The sequence below is a fragment of the Aporhodopirellula aestuarii genome, assembly GCF_023701485.1.
GTDB lineage: Bacteria > Planctomycetota > Planctomycetia > Pirellulales > Pirellulaceae > Rhodopirellula > Rhodopirellula aestuarii.
In genome coordinates, this window is sequence record NZ_JAMQBK010000014.1 from 148,437 (window position 1) to 166,968 (window position 18,532).

General features: G+C 52.9%; 6 protein-coding genes and 1 pseudogene. 6 read left to right on the top strand and 1 reads right to left on the bottom strand.

The annotated features are described in order from the left end of the window. The first annotated feature begins 130 nt into the window (after positions 1-130). The 6 genes from NB063_RS04575 to NB063_RS04600 all read left to right on the top strand — a co-directional run bounded on the left by NB063_RS04575 (position 131) and on the right by NB063_RS04600 (position 17,652). Complete coding sequence (locus NB063_RS04575; protein WP_250927566.1) at positions 131-1,546, top strand: hypothetical protein; 1,416 nt, start codon at positions 131-133, stop codon at positions 1,544-1,546. Positions 1,547-1,616: 70 nt separating this feature from the next. Next, complete coding sequence (locus NB063_RS04580) at positions 1,617-5,291, top strand: hypothetical protein (RefSeq protein WP_250927567.1); 3,675 nt, start codon at positions 1,617-1,619, stop codon at positions 5,289-5,291. 172 nt (positions 5,292-5,463) lie between these two features. Further along, complete coding sequence (locus tag NB063_RS04585; protein ID WP_250927568.1) at positions 5,464-8,808, top strand: hypothetical protein; 3,345 nt, start codon at positions 5,464-5,466, stop codon at positions 8,806-8,808. A 637-nt stretch (positions 8,809-9,445) separates the two neighbouring features. Continuing rightward, a complete protein-coding gene (locus tag NB063_RS04590; RefSeq protein WP_250927569.1) occupies positions 9,446-11,212 on the top strand; it encodes a hypothetical protein in 1,767 nt (588 codons plus the stop codon). A 14-nt stretch (positions 11,213-11,226) separates the two neighbouring features. Then, positions 11,227-14,469, top strand: a complete 3,243-nt coding sequence (locus tag NB063_RS04595; protein WP_250927570.1) for a hypothetical protein — start codon at positions 11,227-11,229, stop codon at positions 14,467-14,469. Between the two features lie 21 nt (positions 14,470-14,490). Beyond that, positions 14,491-17,652, top strand: a complete 3,162-nt coding sequence (locus tag NB063_RS04600) for a hypothetical protein (protein ID WP_250927571.1) — start codon at positions 14,491-14,493, stop codon at positions 17,650-17,652. A 13-nt stretch (positions 17,653-17,665) separates the two neighbouring features. On the opposite strand, the pseudogene NB063_RS04605 reads toward NB063_RS04600, so the two are convergent. Further along, positions 17,666-18,076: pseudogene (locus NB063_RS04605) on the bottom strand (transposase); the annotation flags it as partial. Between the last annotated feature and the right edge of the window lie 456 nt (positions 18,077-18,532).

The window sequence follows — 18,532 nt, forward strand, 5'->3', positions numbered from 1 at the left end:
CGAAAGCACACAACACAAGTGGTTTTTGCCTGACCCGATATAGCACACTTGAATGATTAACTTTCGCCGAGCGCTTATTTAGTAGCGTCGGCCTACACTTCCGCAGTTGCGATCCAGCACGAGGCATATCATGGCCAAAGAAGATCTTCCGCCAATCAGTGAAGACACGATCGAGATGATCGAGAGTCAGGTTAAAAAGGGCAAGGCGCGTAAGTTCTTTCTGATCTACAAAGGTGCCAGCATCAAGACGTTGGTTGTGTTCAAGAAAGGCCCCTTCGGCCCCAAGATCATGAAGGCCAAGAAGGACGGGTTTAAAGGCGACGTTTGCTACGGCGTCGTGACAGGCTCAGGTAAAAACCTGTTCTTTCAATTGCCCGCTAACGGTGAAGTCGCAGCGGCGATGAAGGTTGAATCGTGGGAAGAAAAACCACCGACTAAAAAGGCAAAACTACGTGAGTTCTTGAACGGCTGCGGTTTGAGTTTCAAACCCGAGTTCAACATGATCACGAAGATCAGCGATGCTCCGGATCCCGAGAGCGAATCCGACATCCCAGTACCACCACCGCCTCCAGGCTCTGCCGTCGCTGAGGACGATGAAAGCCGTGTCCCCAAGACGGAAGAGAAGGAGACTGGCGATGACCCCATGTCGGCCTACAAAGAGCGTTTTCAGTCGATATTGCCCAGGATCAAGGACGCCGCTGGTTCTGAACTCGGGTTGGACGCCAAGTTGAAAGCAAGCGAGTCGGGCGTTTTCGCGAGAAAGAAAGACTTCGACACTGCACATGACTTGTTGGATCAAGCCGAAGAAATACTCGACGGAAAGAAGCCTTCGTCTCCTGACGCCACAACAAGCGATTCGGAAGAGTCGCCCGATGTTTCAGATCAAACCCCAGAAACATCCGATGATGTGAGTGACGCCTTTCGAGAGATGTATGAAGGCTTGTTGACGACGGTCCCAGGCGATTTGCGCAAGTTAGCGAAAAATGACTCTGCGACAGCCGAGAAGATTCAAAAAGTAATCGATGGGGCGGCTGCCGAAGCCACGAAGGGTGACTATGCCAAAGCATTCGAATTGTTGAACAAGGCTTCCGATCTAATCGCGAAGTTTTCGTCGCGTGTCGCCCTCGATGCAGCGAAAGACGTCATTCCTGAAAACGTGGTGCGTGAACGTCAGAAGTTTGTGCAGAGTCGATGGCAAGAAACGATGAGGGCGGTTTACGTTTCGATTGAGGATATCCGACCGGTCGTCGCGGAAATGGTTCCCGGGGAGGATCCGGATGGTCTCGTCAACGCGATCCAAGAAGCGATCGACGATTTTTGCGATGAGTTAAACGAGGCGATTCTGGCAACCAGCCGTGCCACCAGCCAGGACGTAAGCTCCCTTGAGACGGCATTAGAGCTGGTCGACCGATACCTCAAAGAAGTCCCCAAGGACAGGTTGATTCAGCATCTTGAGCAGTCAGCGACGAAGTTGGGTGTCTCACTTGGCGTTCAAGACTCATTGATCGCCGCGTTGAGGGACTTAAAGGTGAGCCTGTCCGCCTGAAAATTAAAGTAGCAGGCACAACCTGTTGTGCCGTCAGCATCTTTCAGCCCAAAGTAATAAAGATTTTCAAATGCCGAGCCCTGACGACTGCCGGATTTGGTGTGAAGAAATTCGCGACATCTTGAAGGACAAGATCAAGCGGTTTCAAAACAAAAAGCTCAATAAACTCAAGAAGTGCGACGAACGAGTCGTGGCGGCGTTGAAGCGACTTCAACAAAAGGAGCAGGATGAAAGCGTAGAACCTACCGCGCAGATCTACCCGATCCTGATGAGGACTTATTCCCAGCTCTCGACCGAGATCTCCGAAGTTGTCGACGGAACGAGAGATCATAAAGTTTCCCGGATTTCTGATTCGCTGACGATTCTCGACTCTGAACTGAAAATTGCTTTGGCCTCGAGTTCGCGTGAAAAGAAACAAGCCGAGAGCCAACGCGACAACCAAAAGAAAGAGCTCGTCAAGAAGTCGCTTCAGAACTTTTCGAAAGCGAAAAAGTCTGCGGAGAGTTTGATTTCGAAATCACAGAACAAAGCGGATGCTGGTGACATTGACTACGCGACGCGTATGGTGGAGCAATCGGCAGTGCGAGTCAAAGAGATCGTCGCATCAACGACCTATACAGCAGAAACGCCGGAAAGCATTCGAGATGAAATCGAGAAATTGAATCGGATCGGTAGCATATTAGCCGGATCATCGAGCATCCGTTACGAAGCGCTGATGCGGGACGCCCAGCTAGCCGAGGTGGAGCTGAGATCGATTCCGGAAGCAGCGACGCCGCTGGCAAACCTTTCTCGTCTCATTTCCCAAGCACGTCGATTGGGTGCATCGGGTCAATACAGCGATGCGGCAAACCAGTTAGAGGGTTACAGTCGGTGGCTTACCGAAGGAAGGCAGGCGGCGAAGATTCGGGAGCGAGCACTTCCAACAGACGCGCTGGAAGAAGAGGCAGCGGAAGTTCGTGAGACCCTTGAGGATCTGAACGGACTGGGCAGCGCGGACGAGATCGCAGTCTTTGGGAGGCAAATCGAGGCTCTCGTCAAAGGGAAAGTGGACGAAACGGCAGTGGCATCAGCGATTGAGGAATTAAAGCGTCTCGATGTCACCATCGACACGCGTACTCAGGCACTCATGCGGGTCAAAGCGGATGCCGATAAGATTGTTCAGACAATTGAGTCGGGTCGATCTACCCTTCTGCAAGAACTTTCAATTTATCGCACTCGTGTCGCCCGATTTGATGCCAATAGTTTCAAGGATGTCGAAGAAGACATCAACCGTTTCTCAGAGCGATTCAATGCTGCGATGGAACTGCTCAATGCGCCTCAGATCGAGGACGCGGCCGAACGTCTAACGAGCCTCCAAGAGGAACTGGTGGATCTGAGGCTACGGTTTAGCGAAGAAGGGTGGGAGTCAGAGGAATTCAAAGCGAAGCTAACGAATCAACTCGGCCAACTGCGTGCGATTGCAGCCTTCCCTCAAGTGGCATCGGAAAAAGCCACTCTTCAAAATTTGCTTTTTGGATTAAGAGCCCAGTGTCGAAATGCAAGCGGCTATACAGATGCGATTTCGGAATATGAGTCCGCAGGCTTGGAGGAGCGTTTCAAAGCCCTGATCGAGCAAGCTGCTGAACTTCCTTCAGGTGAGGATTTCGAAGAACTTCGCAAAGTCTCGGACACCTGTTGGTCAGAAGTAAGAAATCAATACAGTGCCACGTCGAACCTCTTGTTGGATTTGCGCACTCACTTGGCTGAGGTTCCCGATCCGAACGACACGCGATTTCATTTGTTACTGGAAACTGCCTGGTCGAAATTCAACAACCAATACGACCGATTGACCGACGCGGAAGCGATCGCGACCTTAAAAGATCAATCAGTCGCATCGATGCAGCGAGTGCAGGACGCGATTAACGACGTGTTGCAGACGCCCGCTAAGCTGGAGGTTTTAGTTGGTGAGATCAAGGAATCGCAATCAAATATTGCGGTGTCGAAACTGCCCGGAATGATTGCGAAGCTGATTGAAGAGCTAGGTGTTTTGTCTGAGTCAACCAAGGACTTCGAAGATGAGTTGAACAGCATCATTGAGGCGGGTGCGGATGCGGAGGACTATGAATCAAGGCTCGTCGCGTTACACAAGCTGATCGAGTTGCGGCTTGCTCCGCTGCGTCGACGAACCGATGCGATGGCCAAACGAGCGTTGGAGGCTTCGGAAGCATTTCAAGACGGGCTGCGTTACATGGAGATTCCCTCGCGATATCAATCTGTCCGCAACGAATTTGAAATGCAGGCTCGCGATATCGAGGACCTGGCAAGGTCGGGCGATCCGGCGTTAATTGAGCTTGCTAACCAAATGCGGATGGACTGTGCAACACGACTCCTCGATGTCGCGCCTGCCTCAAATTCAACAGGCGAGCGCAGTGGTGCGACGTTCGACATGATCGACAAGTTAGTCAAAACGCTTGTCAATGAACTGGGGGCCGGAAACAAGCGAGTTGTCAGCACCTATTTGCCTGACACCTATTTACGTTTGTCTCGCGACCTGAAGGAGGCGATCGCTGAGACTCGTCGCTGCGAACCGGGTGAAGGAATTCAGATCATTCGAAAAATGGAGGTACCCATTGTCGAGGCCGTTCAATTAGCGAAGAGTCAGAAGGAAAAGATTGAATTGTTTGAGAGTCGCGTTGACGTCTTTCAAACCGAGTGGAAGGAGTTGAGAAAACTTGCAGACAGAAACATTTTGCACCCCGCCAAGGAATTAAACGCCTATTTTGACGCCAGGATAGACGAAGCGAAGGCATTGTCCAGCACCGAGAAAGGTCTACCTGAAGCCAACAAGATTCTGCAAAGACTATTCCGCGAGAAGATGGATTTAACCGGCGATGATGCAACCTCAAAGATCGACGCGAAAAACGACGTCTGCAAGTCCAACATTGCAAAGGTAAAAGAGGCTGCGGAACAGTTCGTCGCTCAGCATCGATACTGCGTCGAGATTCTGATTCCTGAGGCGAAACGCCTAGAGGAAAACAAGGGTGACGGTGATCTGGGGCAGATCGAAGGTATGGAAACGATCGCCAAGTCGGCTGAGTCTTCGGTCAAGAACTATCTGAAAATGCTTGAAACGAATTTGGTTAAGAAACGAGGAGCCGACAAGGCCCCCGACCTCGACAAAGCTCGTGAAGCGTTTTCGCAAGCCCAGGACATGCTTGAGCAAATCAAACGCAACGCGATGCGTCTGGCGTCGATGACCTCCAGCACGAACGTCAACGTGTCGGGCAATCTCGTCAAAGTGAAGGCGAACTGGGAAAAGCAGTCACGTGCATTTGATACGGTGATCGCGGCCATCACTAGCTTGATGGAGTCGGACGCGAAAGACGTTGATGCCGGAGGCGTTGACTTGCCCGATTCCGTTGATTCCGTGGGGTTTGTTGAGAAACTTCGATCCGCAAAGGAAGTCATTGGCAACTTGGAAAACTCGTTTGATGCCTCTGCCTTCAACGCAACTTTTGAAATACTCATCCAGAATCCCGAAGGGCTCGAAGGAGCCGCAAAGCTAGAACTGCGCCGCCGTAAGCTTGCTGCCAGAGAAGACGCGTTGTTGATCATGCGTCGGTATCGAGAGGAAATCCTGCTGAATCCTGTATTCAAAAAGCTGGTCGATGCGAGCAATCCCTACGAGCAGAAACGAGTGACCGGAGCGACCGGGTCACTCCGCGCCGCGCTGAAGCGAGTGGAAATCGAATCGCTCATTGCATAGAACGTGACATTAACGTAGCGGGCATGCTCCGACGTGCCTTCCGCCGAAAGAATTGAAAATGCAAGTACGTATTGACGCCAACGGCCCAACCGACTGCACCTACTACTTGAACGGATGAGTCATGTTGTCGAACGACCGCCGCACCCTTCTTAAAAAATGCTAAGAGTTTTCGATGGACATTGAAAAGACTGTCACCTTTGTTGATGCGATCACCGAGTCCGCTGAATTATCGGCCGCGTTTAAGAGTCGACAAGAAGCAAAACAAGGCGTCGTTGATGTCATGCGAAGTGAGCTAACGCCAGACAAGAAGGCGGAGTTGCGTGAAGGTTTCAGCTTCAATGTGTTTGAAAAGAAAGGTAATCGCTTAGTCGAAAAGCAGAGTTCTTTCGATGAGCGTGGTTCTGAATATGCGGTGGACACGTTTGGTGCGACTCGAAAAGGGTACGCCATGACGCAAGAAGATTTCACCCGTGCACAGAATGCAATGGCGTCGCTGCTTGAAATCACTCGGAAGGCCTTGGCGAAAAAGGACGCGAATGGACAACCGGTGCTGCGATCCATTCAGGAAGTAATGGATGAGGTCTACACTCCTTTGGTTCGCGAAGGCGTCTTGCCAGAGAATTTTGTAATCAACAAATACAGTGAGGTTCAAAGACTGCTCAATGAAACCTTCAAAAGCTATGCTGAGACTTTGGAGGATGAGCGTCGCGATACGGCAATGACCGGTGCGGACGCTTCGTTCAAGCTGCACGGCGGAGGGGGAAAACTCGACCGGTTGAGTGGACTCAGTACAACGGTCAAGAATGCGATCGCATCGAAAGTGAGTGAGGACACGCAGAGGAAATTGGGGATCGCTGCACAAGGCGTGACGACGGTGATCGCAATCGCTGGAGCGAAGAAAACAGTTGGCAAAGCGGCCGATGGTCCAAGCTTTAAGGACTCCAAACTCGTTGAACAGCAAAAGAAGTTTTTGGATCCTGAGAGCTTTCTAAGTCAAGATCAACGGAACGAGATCATCGCGGGAGGAAAAGCGGAAAGCGAGTTATTGCAGGGCGTCACCCGCCAGAAACAACCAGACGGTAGTTTCACCTACGTCGCCAGCAACGTCACAGCAAATAACCCACTTGCTGGGACCACCATCACGATGACGCCAGCGCAGTTGGAAGCATGGGAGCAAATACATGGACTCAAACCTGTATCGATTGATCCTGATGACGCAAGAGCGGCACTCGCGTCAGCAACTCGGGCGAACCTTCTCACAGATGCCCTGAACATCTTGCCTCAAGCGACTGCGGAGAAGCTTGAGCCCCTCAAAGATTGGATCATCAAACAGGCGGATACCAAATTAGATTCCGATGGTTTCTTCTATACCACTGAAGGGATCAAGCTTATTAAGGACGGAATTGTGAATGTCTTGGGCATCACGGAAGATGCTTCAACGGCCACAGAATTGGCGAATAGCCTTGCCGCTGCACATCACGAACGTCGGGCCCGCGAATTACTCCGCTCGACCGTGCTTGACATTGATAGCGCTCTCTCTGCCGCATGTGCAAATGTGAATGGCAAGTTGGGCGTTGCGGTAGACGGTCAGTACGCAAAACAAATTAACCTCGATACTCTCGACGGAGTCACGGCGCCTGACTTTGATTCAACGGGTATTGTGGGTCTACTAGCCGGTGGCTTTGAACCCACATTGAAGGGACTGAAGCTTGCGCCGGAACATCAGGACGCGTTTAGCCAAGTTGGATCCCGAATTGGCGATTCTTACCGACGATCAGCCGCCGTCAGCCCGACTTTGGAAACGGAGGCGAATGAAGCAAATGTGCAAGGTTTGATCACTGCGGTCGATGGTGCGGTTACCGCTGCCATCGACCGGGATTTTGAACAGCTCGTCAATGGTCTTGACCTTCCTGTCTTCGACGAGGAAGAAGTCATGTTAGCGCTCGATGAGTCCGACGAAGAAATGCGAGAATTTGAGAACATGTTGGTTCTCATGGATAGCGATGGTATTTCGATGGCGGAACAGCGAAGTGTCGAACGGCTGATTGAGAAGATTGAAAAAGACCGAAAAAACATTGCGTTGGTCAATAAAGTGGGCGGAGCCATTAGTGGTGCCGGGGGTAGTACCGTCGGGATCGCGGCCTGGGGATCCGAGAAATTGACCGATGTGGTTGCTGGTCAGATTGTCGGGCCGTTGAAAGCGGCAAAGCTCATCATGGACCTTGCGATCAAGATTAAAGAAGCGGCGGAACGAAAGATTTTGATCGAAAAATTCAAGCTGAATCTTCAGCGATCGCGGACAGCGGTTAGCGCGTTGAGCAGCCCAATACAAGGCTTTTTAAATAACAAAACCGACCAACAAACATTCCGTGGCATTGAAATCGCATTGCAAACCGTTGAGATCGCTGCGACGGTATTAGGATCAGTGCCGGAACCTCTGACCATGGCCGTTGGCAAGGTCTTGGGAGCTGTCAATACTGCCGCCCAGGAGTCGCTCAAATTCAGCGAGCAAATCTACACCGAAGTTAAACTCGCGTCGGGGTGGCAGACAACAAAAGAAGCTATTCAGAATCCGTCGGACCGCGCGAAAGGTCTTCAGGCATTGAGGTTGAATGCAACCTTGGGAATGCACTCGGTCGCTTGGGCGGGAATGGAACGCAGTCCGCCAGACCCGGTTGCTCGAATGGTCCTGGAATCACTTGGACTTAACGAGAACACATTGGCTGTGAGTGGATCTGAATCGAAGGTGCGAAAGTATTTGGAAACGGTTTTGCACGAAGATATCGTGTTCAAAGACCCGGACAAGATTCAACCCGACTGGGTTCCTCGACACCTCGAGTTGACGCTAAAAGATTGGTGTGTCGTAACGGCGCGGGCCCGCCGAGAAGCCGTTCCTGTTTTAGAATCATCGGGCGACGAAAGAGTGATTGCAGCATTGAAGTTAGTGCAATCTGATTTAGCACATCTCGATGATCTTGAAATTCAATCAAAAGTGGGAAACGCCGACACGAGTCAACTTGAAGCGGCAGTGAATCATGCCCGTGTACTCCGCACCCAATTGTCAGCTTACCAACCGAAGTCCGCGGAGGGCGGGGGATCAGCGAATACACATGAGCAGATGTCGAGCGTTGCCGATAACTTCATCAAGATGGCAGCAGATCATCACACGCGACTGGATATGATTTCGATAACCAATGCGAATTTCCCAATTGAGAAAGAGCGTGATGTCGTTTCCCTAACACAAGAACTCATTGCATTCGCGAGTGAGTCTTCGCTCACGGCGGAGCAACGCAATGAGTGCCTCACCGCATTTCGCAGTGCGGTTGATGAAATTAAGGTGCTTGATTGCGTTTCTAATTTTCCGTCACTGGGTGAAGCGATTAATGAATTCGATCGACAATTCACCATTCTGACAAACCGTCCGATCGCGAACGAAGAATCCGATGTCTCCGGCGAATCTGAGGTAGAATCCGAAACAATTCCGGAGCCGGTAACGAGCAAAGTAGACGACGAATAGGTACAGCTCAGGGAAGTGACAGCCAGTTTTTGAATTCAGATCGCCGGTTCGCTCGGTTAGGCAACCGGTTGCTGATATTGGGTTTACTTTCCTTCCCAATGGAGTAGCCCATGCCCCGAGCCGAAACCGCGAAGCTTTGGACAGAGCGTCTGCAATGATTTGAGCAAGCACAGATGACGGTTACTCAGTTCTCTGCCGCCGAAGGTGTCTCGCAGCCTTCTTTCTACATCTATACACGCAAGCTACGTTCGCCACGGGATCCGAAGCCGGTCGCTTTCGCGGTGGACACCGGCTGCTAGTAATCGATGACCAACTGAGCGAGCGCTCGTGGCAAATTGCGGGCGGCCCCGCTGACAAGAATGTCACCGACAATCCGATCGGTGAGGCCTTAACATATTTGGGAGAAGCCTTTCTCAAGGAGTAGGGCGGCGATGACACACAACAGGGCATGGCAGGTTGCTCGGCGTCGCACGGTTCAAGCATTGTTTTGTCAACCGTTTCTCTTTCCGAAAGCACACAGCACAAGTGGTTTTTGCCTGACGCGGTATGGTACACTTGAATGATCGACCTTTGCCGATCGCGTTTTGAGTAGCATCGGTCTGAACTTCCGCAGTTGCGATCCAGCACGAGGCATGTTATGGCCAAAGAAGATCTTCCGGCGATCAGTGAAGAAACGATCGAGATGATCGAGAGTCAGGTGAAAAAGGGGAAGGCTCGCAAGTTCTTTCTGATCTACAAAGGCGCCAGCATCAAGACGTTGGTCGTGTTCAAGAATGGACCTTTTGGTCCCAAGATCATGAAGGCCAAGAAGGATGGCTTTAAAGGCGACGTCTGCTATGGCGTCATAACGGGCTCGGGCAAGAACCTGTTCTTTCAGTTGCCAGCGACCGGTGAAGTCGCAGCGGCGATGAAGGTTGAATCGTGGGAAGAAAAGCCTCCCACCAAAAAGGCGAAACTACGTGAGTTCTTGAACGGCTGTGGTTTGAGTTTCAAACCCGAGTTCAACATGATTACGAAGGTCAGCGACGCACCGGATCCCGAGAGCGAATCGGACATCCCCGCTCCACCACCACCGCCGGGATCGGCAGTGGCTAGCGAGGATGACGGCACCGTCCCTCCTCCTCCTCCTCCACCGCCGCCTCCACCTTCCTCAGCAAACGCGCCACCACCTCCTCCACCACCGGGGACCGCGTCCCCGCCGCCTCCACCGCCGCCCGGAACAGTTCCGCCGCCTCCTCCGCCACCGCCCACATCAACGAGCCAAGATGCTGCCGCGGTCTTCAAACAGCGTCTAGTCGCCTTTTTACCGCGAATCAAATCCGCAGCCGGAACACCGGCTGGAGAGAACGCCAACCTCAAGGCCAGCGAGGCAGGCGTCTTCGCCCGCAAGAAGGACTTTGAGCAGGCAAACCTTCTCCTCGATCAAGCCGAAGATTTCCTTAAGCCGGGCGGGGGCGATTCTGCCGCCAAGACCGATGCATCCGCGGCTTTGGCAAAGAAGCTTGCCGCGGCACTGAAACAGGTCAAACCGCTGGTCGACAAAGTGGTGAATGCTGACCCAACCAAAAAAGGGGAACTGCATGCGACGCTAATGCAAATCGCTAACGAGATCAAAGACAAACGCTTTGACGAAGCCAAGCAAAACATCACCGACTTTGCCAAACAGCTCAAATCATTGGTGGCACAGCAAGCTGCGACTTCGTCCACAGAATCAGGCGATCTTTCAGCCAATTTTGCTCAGCGCATTAAGTCTTTAGAACCCCGACTTCTCGCAGCCCAAAAGGCTGATCGTGAAAAGGCGACCAAGTTGGGTGCGGTGTGGGGCTACGCAAATGACCAGGCTCAAGCTAACAATTTCGCAAACGCCTTGAAAGCACTCGACCGACTGACAACGGCCATCGATGGTGTGCTCAAAGCGGCCGGTTCGGCGCCGGTCGAGTCGACCCCACCACCATCTACCGAATCCACCACGGCAGAACCGGAAGTGTCCCCAGAAGTCCTGGAAGAGGAACGTCAACGAAACGCCCGAGCCCCCGTGGCTCTCAGGGCGACAATCGTGAGTGGCTGGACCGCCGCCCGTTCCGGGATCAGCCGGTTTGCCAACGCCATCATGGCCGACGACGAGCTTGCGGATCTCGATGAGATTGGAAAGAACCTCAAAGAGTTGGATTCGCTAATCCCAGACGAAGATCGGCTCTTGAAGTTGGTAAAGGCATACGAGAGCTCGGACGATGCTAGCCGGGACAGCACCGCAAAAGCGTGTCGCGATGAAGCTGCATCCGTCTTGAAAATTATCGACCAGGACGAGCGTCTCGAAGTCTTGGAATCCAATGAGATTGTTTCTGCGGGCGTGGTACCGCCGCTCCGCGACGCTCTTACTTCTCTTGTCACCGCACTCAGTTAGTTTTCGGAGTAAAAATGTCGACTGGTCTAGCAAAACCGTCCGTCAAGGTCGAAGAGGTTCAGTTACTGCTAAACTTCACCGCGACTCTCAGCGAAAGCACCTTCCGAACACGCTTAGAACAGGCGTTTGTCGACCTGAGCGGTTTGGTGTTGGAAGCTCAACGTCATGGAGTATCAACGACCGACGCAGAAAGACAATTAGCGAAGGCAAGAGAGGTAAAAGAAGCAACCGGCCGTCTTGCCAAAACATTTACCAAAAACGAGGTGAAGGCTGCCGCGAATGTGTTGGAAGCGCAGATCAAATCGCTAGGCAATGCCCTTTTAGAGCGTAGAAGGGAACGTGGAATCCGCAAAGACGCACTGTCGGTCAAAATCAATTCGCTGAACACTCGCATCACCGAGGACTTTTCGCCCGCGGAATTGTTCACTGCCAGTGACCTCTTCGAAGCGAGAGCGGCCGAAAGTAAAAAGCTTGAAATAGCGGTGTCCGATCTCGCCGTCCCGGATGCCGATCTGAGTGCCATCTCCGCCAGGATCGACAATGTCGAACTCGTACTCAATCGGCTGGCTGAAAGTTGGGGTACTCAAAAAGAGAAACTCGACACGCCTGCGGGAACCTATGGTAAAAGCCCTGCGGCGATGCACCATCGACTGGTCGAAACGTTTACGAAAGGTGAATCCTCTTTCTTGGAACCTTCCGAAGTCATCGAGCTAACAGGTGCTGCGGACACCGTTCTAAAGAATTTGCTGAAGGATAATATCAATGCAAACGAAGCGTGTGAACAGCTCGCTACGGTTGAAGCCGACTACGAGAGACTGAATCGAGCCTCGAAATGGTCGGAGGCCAAGAGAGCGTTAGAGGAATTTAGCGAGACGCTCGATACGGCGGCTTCGGATCGCGAGGGCTATCCCGCCGAAGTCCAGCGACAGCTCGATGTCTTCCGCATTACTCGGGTTCAAGCGGAGGCATTGTACGCGGCTCATCGCTACCGCGAAACACTCCAACGGATCGATGGTCGTGCGGAAGTAGTGAGGTCGCTCAATGCAACGTTGTCAACTGATCTGGAGGAATGGGGCAGAAACAGCACCGAAATCAAAGCCGCGGTTGCTGAGGCCGTTGCACAACAAACCGAACTGGAGGGCGAAACGTTCCAGGCCGAAGCTGCCAAATTAGAGTCCCGGGCCAGGGCACTCGACGTCAGTTGGCCGCCTGGCGGTCTGGAAGAGGCCAGTAGCGAACTCGCCCGACTCGCGATTGCGCTCGGACAAAACCGTGAAAACTCCGTAACCTGGGCGACCGGAGCACTTGCGGAGACGCGGACCGCACAAACTCAGCTGGTCACCGATGCGGCGCGCGGTGCACACGCTCAGGTGGAAGAACTACGTCGATTTCTCGCAGAAGAAGTCCGGAAGGTCGGAGAAGGAGAACGACCACCGCTACTCAGTTGGCAGCCTGCTCTCCCGGCCGAACTTGACGATGAAATCGACCAAGTCGTCGATTCCTGGAATCAGGTAGCAAATTCGGCGTTAGCTAGTGACGAATTGGACAGTAGCAGCTTTGTTGCTCAAATTCTCACGATTAAGGACCGAGCGACTCAAACGGGACCTGCTCTGAACCAAGAGCGTTTAAACTTTATCGCCGAAGGGGGTGAAGAACACTATCAAGCGGCTCTGCGAGATTGCGACGAAATTGAGAGTTACGGCGTATCGACCAAGACCCACCGCGGAGTGTTAGTCGACATCCGTGACGCGCTAGACAAAGCTCTGGGCCGAAAATCGGTGGACGACTACCAGACCGCGACGGTTTGGGCAAAAGCGACCGCAGATGACGTGGCCAGGGCATTAGAAGTACAGCGTCAACGGCTCGCGGATTGGCTGCGGAACTTCCTGGTGACGCTCGATAACGCGGAGCGTCAGCTGACAGCGCTGGACGAGAAACTCGGCAAAAAAAGCGGTGCGGACTCCTACCGTCCGATACTAACCGAGTTTCGCCGATCCGCGCCGGACGCCCGCAGGTCCGGTCTACGCAACTTCTACGAACAACGGGTGGCCTACATTCTGTCTCTGGTCGCCGCTGATCTGGACAGTTCTTCTCAGTCCAGCCAGGCGTTGAAAAACCTGAGCACGCGGATCGAACAACTGCTCCGAAAAGTATCCTTCCGTTTCAAAACCTTTCTAACGGAGGAAGGAGGGGAACTGACCACCGCTTTAAACGATTTAAAATCGAGAGTACGGAGCGAAGGCTCCTCCTCGGCGACTGAACACACCTACTCGGCACTATGCGATCGCTTCAACGCGATGTTGATGAAAGAAAACAACCTCATCCGATCCAAGGAGGGCTGTGACGCGCTCTTGACCGAGATTTTGACGAACATCCATGTCCTGCGAGATCAATACGCATTTAAGGACGATTTTCCCAAGTTATATGCCGCCTTAAAAGCAAAGTACCATCAGCGGAACACGCAATCGGCGACAGAACCGTTCGAAGCACTTAAGAAGCTCCCGGACTTGAAGACCGAAGTTTTGGGAATCATCGAGCGTGCCGGGACAAGCGGGGAAGATCGAGCTGAGAAGCTGCAAGAAATCCAAAATCTTGAAAGCGAGGCGCGCCTCAAGGAAGAGCGCAGTGCTGAGGAGAAATCGAAACTCCAAGCTCATTTGAGCCGCTTGAAGGAACGCTACACGTCGCAGCCGCTTGCCAAAGACCCCGAGCTAGAGAAACAGCTCAAGGCGATCAAGACGACGCTGGAGGGTGATGACCTGGAGACGGCGAAAACGCAAATCGAAATGGTGGAACAGCGACTAAAAGTCCGCGAGGGAATTGGCGCCGATCCTGCAATCGATTTGAGGATGCTCACCCCGACGCTAGCCGTGTGGCGCAAGGCGGTAAGCGACTACGAAAACCAAATCACTTCCATCGCCGCTGACCTGGCTAGGAACGCGGAATTAAGAGATGTTGCTTGCGCCGATCCATTGAGAAGTGAGGTACTCGGCTTGAGTGGACGATTCGATTCCGGAGCCTTTGATCACGCGGTTCGGATCGTTCAGGACAGCAGCGCATCCCCAAAGAATCGATTGGAGGCGCGCGAGAAAGCGCTCTCACGGATCAAGACATACCGGGATGTTCTGAAAATGGAATCTCGCTTCCGGGAGCTGGCAGCATGCCCGCTCGATCCGCCAGGCTTCACCGCGCCGGCTGCCCTCTACCGAACCATGACCAATCTCGAACGTGTGTTCCTGATGGCCGTCACACGATAACTCTTGCCAGGGACTGAACTGATGCCACTCGAAACGGAAGATCGTGCCTGGATCGCGCGGTTCCTCGGGAATGCCACGCCACCCGAAGTTTGGAATACGCTTTCGATCTACGACGAACTAAAGGCTCGCAATGCAGTCGAGCGACGCGAAATCGCAACGGCACGCCTGGCAGCCAGAGCGGAAGTTGAGCGACGTCTGGAAAAGCACGTCGGAGTACTTGAAGAGATTGCCGCTCTCGAACTGACGGTCAGCAATATCGATTCCGAATCCGTCAAGGTTTCCCTCATGGGCTCGATTCCCGATGAGGTCTACGGGCACGGGTACGATCGCCTGAAGACGTCGATGGATACACACTTGGTGCAGTTTGGCGTGATCGTCCACGACTTTGCCACAACGACAACAGAACTGACCACGCGGACCTTGCCTTGGTCAGTTCTCAAAAACGGTGGCATCGAGCGTGAAGAGCGTCACTTGTTCGATAACCTGGACGCAGCCGATGCTACCTATGGTCCGTTCATTCGTCGTGGATTGTTTCCGGAGGACCAGATCAATGCGAAGTTCAGTCGCGCTCAGGAGATGATTGATAAGAGCAATCGGCTCTATCTTGAAGACCTGGCAGAAATCGAAGACGAACCGGAGTGGCAGAACACCGCGACGCAGGTGCAAACAATTCTAAGCGGATTGGGTAGCGTCGCGATTGCATCCTTGGGCGTGAAGGAAACGAGCGATCCGGCGTTCCACGACACGGCAAAAAACATCGGAACGATCATCACGATCGTCGACATTTCTCTCAAAGCGACAACCACGGCAGTGGTCGAGATATCCAAGAAGAACGCCGAGGATGCGTCGAAAGGAATTATCGATGGTCTGGGGCAAGCGATTGGCAAGGGAGTAGGAGGAGATGCTGGCAAGTACATTGCCCTCGGTTTCAAAGCAGCCGCGCAGGTGCCAGCATTGGTGAAGACCTTTCGCACCTCCAATTCAGATGGAGAGTTGGCCAGCCGATTGCTAGCCCAGCTGGGAGATGCAATCGCCATCGCGGTAAGTATTGATAACGTTAGCAAGAGTGGCGATGACGCTCATACCGCGACGCAAATTACCGCCGGTATCAAATCGGGGCTGGTGGTGGTTGGAAAAGCCATCGAGAAGGATCTGATCGGAGCGGTGAAAAAGGCGAGAAAAGGGGACACGTCAGCGCTCAAACGGTTTGCCATCTCGTACGGAGCCGCCGTGGCGAGAGAGGTAACATTGGCCGTGACTTCGGCCATGAGTGCCGAGGTCATCAAGGCGAAGAAAGACACTCTCGACCCCAGCAAAAACCCCTCGTATCAATCAACCGACGAGTACAAGACATTCATGAAAAGCATCGAAGGTCGGGGTCTCACCGGGACGGCTCTGGATGATGAATGGAAAACCTACCGAGGCGATCTCGCGTCGACGTGGAGCTCGTCGGACAGTTCTACGCTGGCTAGTCAAACGGGCAGTGCCGATGCCGTCGTCAAGGCTCTCGAATCGATCCTGGATGGGCCCCAGGTGAGTACCAAAACATCCAAATTACAGGAAGATATCGCGATGAGAGATGCGATCGAATACGAGGAAGACGACTACCTCGATGCCCTCGAATCGCTGCAGGACGAGCCCTCAAGAGAAGCACTCGAGCGGATCGGGCAACTCATCGCCAAGATTCAAAAACAGCGGGCAATCATGTCGTTGGTTTCGGGAGTGGTGAAAACCGGTGCAGCGGGAGCGGCTCGGTTCTGGGGTGCCGCCGCCGCGGCAGGAACGGCGCTCGACCTCGCTCTCCAGATCAAGTTGGCCGTGGAGACCCATCAAGAACTCGTCACATGGCGGCAGTCTTCAGAGTACGCCGAGAATGCCGCAAGCCCCTACTTCACGTCGGTCATTTCCTTCGTGAAAGAGCAGGAACGGCTCTACCCGCGGGACGTCGTAAAATCGATCATGCTCACGGTGAAAATGGGTGCTCAGATCGCTCAAGCCGAACCTACCTTTGGTCTCGCGATTGGAAAGCTCGTCGAGGCCATTGAAGGTGTTGCCGAAAGCGCCATGGATCTTATCTGCGCGCAAATAGACGCCGCAAAAGTTGAAAAAGCATGGCGGATTACACAAATGGCTTTTGAGAATCCGGAGAATCGCAAAGCGGCGTTGATCGCCCGCAAACTAAACCCGACGTTGGCCAAATACACGATTGCTTGGGGGGCGATGGTCGCCAAAGATGTTGTCGCCAAGGAGGTTTGCGCCCAAATCGGTTTGACCGAAGGAGACCTCCGCGCACCGGACGACAAAGCGGATGATTCAGTCCGAATCTTGGTCAGTTTTCTCGAAATTCGGTACGAGCGACACCTACAAGTGAAGAAACACTATGAAGTCGAGGAGACGACGCAATTAACGTGGTCGAAAAACGTAAGTATCGGCTCACTTGTCCTTGAGACTTGGCTCAACCTTTACTCCACGGCACTCGAAAATGGAATGGTGAGACAGGACCCGAACAAAGTCTCCGGCGCACTTTACGACGCTTGGTCTCTCGGCTCAGCGTTCAGTCGCGAGGCGAATGAGCTCTATGAGTTGACTCGCGATCACAGGCGACACTTAACTGCAGAACAAGTCAATGCCATGCACGTCAAAGCAGTGAGACTCACCAAGGCATACGGGAACGCCAAAAAGGCTCTAGCAGGCTTCAAACCGGTGTTGGAAGACGGGACTCCGGACATAAACATGGAAGCCGTGCTCGAGTTGTATGGAGCCCATATCGATTCTGAGGAAATGAATATTGAAATGTCGCTGTCCTCACTGGACATGGCTGTCGAACGCGAACGGCTTACCGGATTTGGAGATGAAGAACTGATGCGACTTGCAAGAGAGACCGAAGAGGCATCGGCTCAGGCACTCGTAAAAGACTCGCTCGGACTGCTAAATCTCCATATCAGTGCAGTGGAGGGATGCAACCACACGGACGAACTGGACGATCTGCAACAAATCTACGACGAAGCCAATGAAGCTCTCGAAAAAATTGGAAAGCGGAAACTCGTCAGTGAAGTGCCATCAGTGTCCAGTACCGCAGAGAGCCTTCGAGAGAAATTGGCACCACTCGGCCGGCTGATTGAGAATTTGCAAGCGGAAGTGGCTCGCGACCCCGTCGCGAGTGGCGTTGGCGAGGATGACTAGAGCATTTTGTTTTTTATTGCGCGACATAGCGTGTGTTGCGAAAGTAGCTCAGACAATCCGTCGGCGTCACAGATTTGATGGCTTTTCCAATCGCGTTGTGAAGGTTGCCTTCGGTTCGAACGTCTAGGCGACGTAGATGAGCTTTGAACTTCGAGAAAACTTGTTCAATCGGATTTAGGTCCGGTGAATACGGCGTTAGGAATCGGACTTCCGCCCCAGTCGCATGGATCTTTTCCAGCACGGAAGCGTTCTTGTAACTCGATAAGTTGTCCATGATCAGAATGTAGCCAGGACGCAGTGTGTGAGCCAACAACCAATCGACATAGGCTTCAAAGATCTGTGCATTGGCTGGGCTGTTAGTGATCATAGATACGCGACTGCCGTAACAATCAATTGCGTGAATCAACGTTGTTGTCTTCCAGTGTCCGTGCGGAACTAGGTCAGTGACTCACTCAACACTTGGGCCCCAGCCATGTCGACGCGTCATGCTCGTCCTGGCACCCGTTTCTTCTAGAAATATCAGCTTGTTGATATCCAACCTGCGCTGCTGGTGTTTCCAGCTTATCCTTCGTTCTTTGACGTCACTTCGCTCTTGCTCGCTGGCATGCAGCGACTTTTTTATGCGTATGTCCCTAACGATGCAGTTCCATCCAAATCGTCTTCGGACAGCAGCCAACTCGCATTGTCGAACGAAGTTGCTTGAGTGTGAGACTGGGATCCTCGCGTACAAGCTGATCGCGTCGCTTGCACTGTTCGTCACTCAACAGGCGTTTTCGCCCCACTTTGTGAGTTGGGGGCTCAAGCGTTCCCAGGTCACGCCATGGGTACTTCAGCATTTGCGCTATCTTATGACTGACCGAAAATCAAGCAGCTATTTTCG

Excerpts from the sequence above, each read along its gene's own strand:
- NB063_RS04575 (WP_250927566.1), top strand. The coding sequence starts at position 131 with ATGGCCAAAGAAGATCTTCCGCCAATCAGTGAAGACACGATCGAGATG.
- NB063_RS04580 (WP_250927567.1), top strand. The coding sequence starts at position 1,617 with ATGCCGAGCCCTGACGACTGCCGGATTTGGTGTGAAGAAATTCGCGAC.
- NB063_RS04585 (WP_250927568.1), top strand. The coding sequence starts at position 5,464 with ATGGACATTGAAAAGACTGTCACCTTTGTTGATGCGATCACCGAGTCC.
- NB063_RS04590 (WP_250927569.1), top strand. The coding sequence starts at position 9,446 with ATGGCCAAAGAAGATCTTCCGGCGATCAGTGAAGAAACGATCGAGATG.
- NB063_RS04595 (WP_250927570.1), top strand. The coding sequence starts at position 11,227 with ATGTCGACTGGTCTAGCAAAACCGTCCGTCAAGGTCGAAGAGGTTCAG.
- NB063_RS04600 (WP_250927571.1), top strand. The coding sequence starts at position 14,491 with ATGCCACTCGAAACGGAAGATCGTGCCTGGATCGCGCGGTTCCTCGGG.